Annotated in this window: 6 protein-coding genes; 2 read left to right on the top strand and 4 right to left on the bottom strand. The window is 73.0% G+C overall.

Annotation, left to right across the window (positions count from 1 at the left end; all coding sequences use genetic code 11):
- Nucleotides 1-385: hypothetical protein (locus LQV45_RS19895; RefSeq protein ID WP_230008491.1), on the top strand; the 385-nt coding region annotated here is incomplete at its 5' end.
- Nucleotides 386-407: 22 nt separating this feature from the next.
- Here LQV45_RS19895 and LQV45_RS35910 read toward each other — a convergent pair.
- The 4 genes from LQV45_RS35910 to LQV45_RS19875 form a co-directional block, all read right to left on the bottom strand.
- Nucleotides 408-491: a homocysteine S-methyltransferase family protein gene (locus tag LQV45_RS35910; RefSeq protein ID WP_374208254.1), complete on the bottom strand. Its 84-nt coding sequence runs from the start codon at nt 489-491 to the stop codon at nt 408-410.
- Between the two features lie 38 nt (nt 492-529).
- Nucleotides 530-1,030: a MarR family winged helix-turn-helix transcriptional regulator gene (locus tag LQV45_RS19885; protein WP_230008490.1), complete on the bottom strand. Its 501-nt coding sequence runs from the start codon at nt 1,028-1,030 to the stop codon at nt 530-532.
- A gap of 88 nt (nt 1,031-1,118) precedes the next feature.
- On the bottom strand, nt 1,119-2,258 hold the full coding sequence (locus LQV45_RS19880; protein WP_230008489.1) for a glycerate kinase: 1,140 nt from the start codon (nt 2,256-2,258) through the stop codon (nt 1,119-1,121).
- A 121-nt stretch (nt 2,259-2,379) separates the two neighbouring features.
- Complete coding sequence (locus LQV45_RS19875; protein WP_230008488.1) at nt 2,380-3,381, bottom strand: LacI family DNA-binding transcriptional regulator; 1,002 nt, start codon at nt 3,379-3,381, stop codon at nt 2,380-2,382.
- Nucleotides 3,382-3,553: 172 nt separating this feature from the next.
- Between LQV45_RS19875 and LQV45_RS19870 the strand changes: the two genes are divergently transcribed.
- The coding region (locus LQV45_RS19870; protein ID WP_230008487.1) for an extracellular solute-binding protein at nt 3,554-3,964 on the top strand (411 nt) is incomplete at its 3' end.

The following is a 3,964-nucleotide window of genomic DNA, read 5'->3' as shown; positions in this document are numbered from 1 at the left end:
GTTCCGCTCCTTGGAGATCGGCGCGGCGATCGCCATCGCCACTGTTCTGGTCTGCGGGCTGACCGTCATCCTGTCCCTCGGGGCGGCGACACGACTGTCCGACAGCGACCCGCAGGAGCTCACGGTCATCGCGATCAGCGACGCGCGCCTCGTGGCGGCCGCGTACGGTCCCGATCGTCTGAGGTCGCTCGTGGACGAGCTGCGGGTCGCGGCCCACGCTCTCGATGACCGCGCCGTCGACGTCCGGCACGGCGTGGCCACGGCCCTGCCGTCGGCGCTCTCGACCCTCGGCGACCAGATGCAGAACGCCTTCGGATGGAACCCTGAGGAGATCGCCCTCCTGAGCGAACGCGGCGGCCGGCGCGGCCGGATCGATCAGCGATGAGGGTGCCGCGTCGGGGCGCGGCTCAGCTCGGAGCAGCGGCGATCGCGGCGATGTCCGCCGGGGCCGAGCGGCAGCACCCGCCCACCAGCCGCGCGCCGGCGGCCACCCCGCCGTCGAGGACGAGCGGGCGCGCGTCGAGGTCGATTACGCCTCGTGGGTCTCGCCGGCGGCGAGCACCCGCAGCACGCGCGCCAGCATCGCCTGATCGGCGCGATTCACGTCGCGGAGGGCGTCGGCTTCGAGCCGCACGAGTTCGGTCATCGCCGCGTCGACGCGTTCGATGCCCTCGGGAGTGATGGCCACGAGGATCGCGCGCCCGTCCGAGGGGTTGGGGCGACGCTGCACGAGTCCGCGGTCTGCGAGCTTGTCGAGGCGATTGGTCATCGCCGCGCTGCCGATCATCGTCGCCGAGATCAGCCGTGTGGCACTGAGTTCGGTGTCCGCGCGGCGGAGGACGGCGAGCACGTCGAACTCCCACACGGCGATGTCGGCGCTCGCGAAGGCCCGCGCGCGCAGCTTCGACAGGTGGAACGCGGCACGGCGCAGCCGCGACATGACGTCGAGGGGGGTCAGATCGACGTCGGGCAGCAACTGCGACCACGCGTCGATGAGGAGATCGACCTCGTCGTCTTTGCTGCTGGACACGGTGGACACACCTCGACGGTACCGGAGCCGCGGGGGGCGACGGCTCCACCGCCCGCGAGTCGGGGCGGGATTCGGCGATCGTGCCGCGTCAGTCCCGCGTCGGAGCACCGCTGCGCGCCCCGAACCCGCGCGCCAGGGTCGCGCCGGCAGCGGTGAGCCACTCGCCCGGGGCCGACAGGGCCGCCTCGGGCGAACCGGCGAGGTCGGTGAGGGAGACCGCGTCGCGGAACGCCGAGGTGTCGGCATCCGGAGCGATGCGCCCGGCCACGAGCAGCGCGGGGCACGCCGACGCGCGAGCCAGGGCCGCCACCCGTTCGGGCGCCTTGCCCGCACCGGAGCTCGCGTCGAAGGATCCCTCGCCCGTGATGACGACGTCGGAGGCGGTGATGGCATCCGCGAGGCCGACGAGGTCGGCGATCCGCTCGGCCCCCGGCACCAGCTGGGCGCCCCACGCGAGCAACGCCGCGCCGGTGCCGCCGGCCGCGCCGCCACCGGGCTCGGTCGCATCGACGCCCAGGAGCGCCGCCGCCCGGGCGAGCGCCGCGTCGGCGTCGGCGATCTCGTCGGGCCCGAGCCCTTTCTGCGGCCCGAACACCGCCGCCGCGCCGCGCGGGCCGGTGAGGGGACTCCGCACGTCCGTCAAGACGAGCGCCCCGGAGGGTGGGAGCGGGCGCAGCCCGGAGCGGTCGAGGCGGGCGGCGCCGCGCATCCCCCGCAGTCCGGCGGCGACCTCGACGCCCGCGGCATCCGTGATCCTCGCCCCGAGCGCGGAAAGCGCCCCGAAGCCGGCGTCGGTCGAGGCGCTCGACCCGATCGCCAGCACGAGCCGCGAGACGCCGTGATCCAGGGCCGCGGTGATCGCCTGTCCGAACCCGTGCGTACCGGCATCGAGCGGGCGCAGGGTGTCGCCGAGCAGCTCAATGCCCGAGGTCGAGGCCAACTCCACGACCCCCGTGCCGCGCGGGGCGTTCCCCGTCGCGGGGAGGAGGACCCAGGATGCCGCGACCTCGCGGCCGTGCGGACCCGTGACGTGCACCGGCATCCGGCGCGCCCCCGGCACGGCGACGAGGAAGGCATCGAGGGTTCCCTCGCCGCCGTCGGCCATGGGCAGCTCGACGATGCGGTCGTCGCCCCGGACGCTCCGCCACCCGGCGGCGAGCGCCGCGCCGGCGTCGGCCGCCGAGATCGAGCCCTTGAACCCGTCGGGGGCGAGAAGCACAACGGTCACGCCGCGACCTTAGCCGCTCGGCATCCGGAGCACGACGCCGGTGGCGCGCCGGCCGGACTCCTGAGGAACCGCACGTCGGACACGGTCCGGCCGCGCACTGACCCGCGCGGCTGCGGCCCCGTCAGCGGGACGGCGGGGGTGCGGTCGTGGCGCGGACGACGAGTCGAGTGGGCAACTGGACGTGGGTCTCGGGCAGCTCTTCCCCCGCCATGAGGGCCAGCACGATCCGCACCGCCTCGGCGCCGAGGCGCTTCATCGGCTGCCGCACGGTGGTCAGCCCCGGCTGAGCGCGCGCGGCCTCGGGCACGTCGTCGAACCCGACCACCGAGAGGTCGTCGGGCACCCGCAGCCCGCGTTCGCCGGCGACCTCGATGATCGACAGGGCCGACAGGTCGTTCGCGGCGAACACGGCCGTCGGCCGGTCGGGCAGGGCGAGCATGGTGTGTGCGGCTTCCCGGGCGACGTCCTGCTCGTAACGCCCGACCCCCACCAGGACCGGATCGAACGGGATGCCGGCCGCCGCGAGCCCCGCACGGTAGCCGGAGGCGCGCGCCACCGCCGACCGCAGATCGGGGCGGCCGGCGATGAAGCCGATGCGGCGGTGTCCGAGCTGAGCGAGATAGTGGACGGCCTGCTGTGCACCGGTGTAGCTGTCGGATTCGACCGTGGGCAGGTCGGCCCGGCCGGTGTGCGGGTCGACCGCGACGATCGGCACCTCGCTGACGACGTTGACCACCGTGGGGGTCACGATGATCGCCGCATCGATGAGGGTGCCACTGAGCCGGCTGAGCGATCGCCGCTCCCAGCCCTCGCCGTCACGACGCGAACCGCTGTACGCCAGCAGGTCGTAGCCGGTGCCGGACAACGCTCCGCCCACGCCCTTGAGGATCTCGGCCGAGAACGGTTCGATGTCGGCCACCAGGACACCGATCACCCCGGTGCGGCGAGAGCGCATGCTGCTGGCGACCAGGCTGGACTCGTACCCGAGCGCCTCGACGGCGTCGAGGACGCGCGCCACGGTCTCGGGCGAGACACCGTACCGACCGTTGACGGCTTTGGACACGGTCGCCACCGAGACGCCCGCGGCCGTGGCGACGTCGTGGATGGTGGCGCGTCTGTTCACGGCTCGAGACTAGTCGTGGAAATCATTTTCGAAAACGTTTGACGATGTTCACCTCGCGGGTGACACTGCTGACACCCCGGACCGCACATCCGGGTGTGAACGACCGGCATCGCAGCCGAAAACCGGAGCATCCCGCGAGGGACGCACCTCGACGAAGAGAAACGGGAATCACATGAAAACGCGGAAGATCATCGCCGCAGCGGCCATCGCCGTCGCCGGCACCCTCGCCCTCGGCGGTTGCGCCGCCGGCGGAGGCGGAGGACAGAACGCCGACGGCAGCGTCACCCTGACGTTCTGGCACAACTCCACCACGGGCGACGGCAAGAAGTACTGGGAAGACACCGCCGCCGCCTTCGAAGCGGCCAACCCCGGCGTCACCATCGAGATCCAGTCCCTGCAGAACGAGGAGATGGACGGCAAGCTCCAAACCGCGCTGAACTCCGGAGACGCGCCCGACATCTTCATGGCGCGCGGAGGCGGCAAGCTCGCCGACATCGTCAAGGCCGGCCAGGCGATGGACCTCACCGACAAGATCTCGGCCGACGTGAAGACCGCGCTCGGCGGCTCGCTCGGTGCGTTCGAG

It is taken from the genome of Microbacterium sp. Bi128 (assembly GCF_918698205.1).
This window is presented reverse-complemented; position numbering and strand designations above follow the sequence as displayed.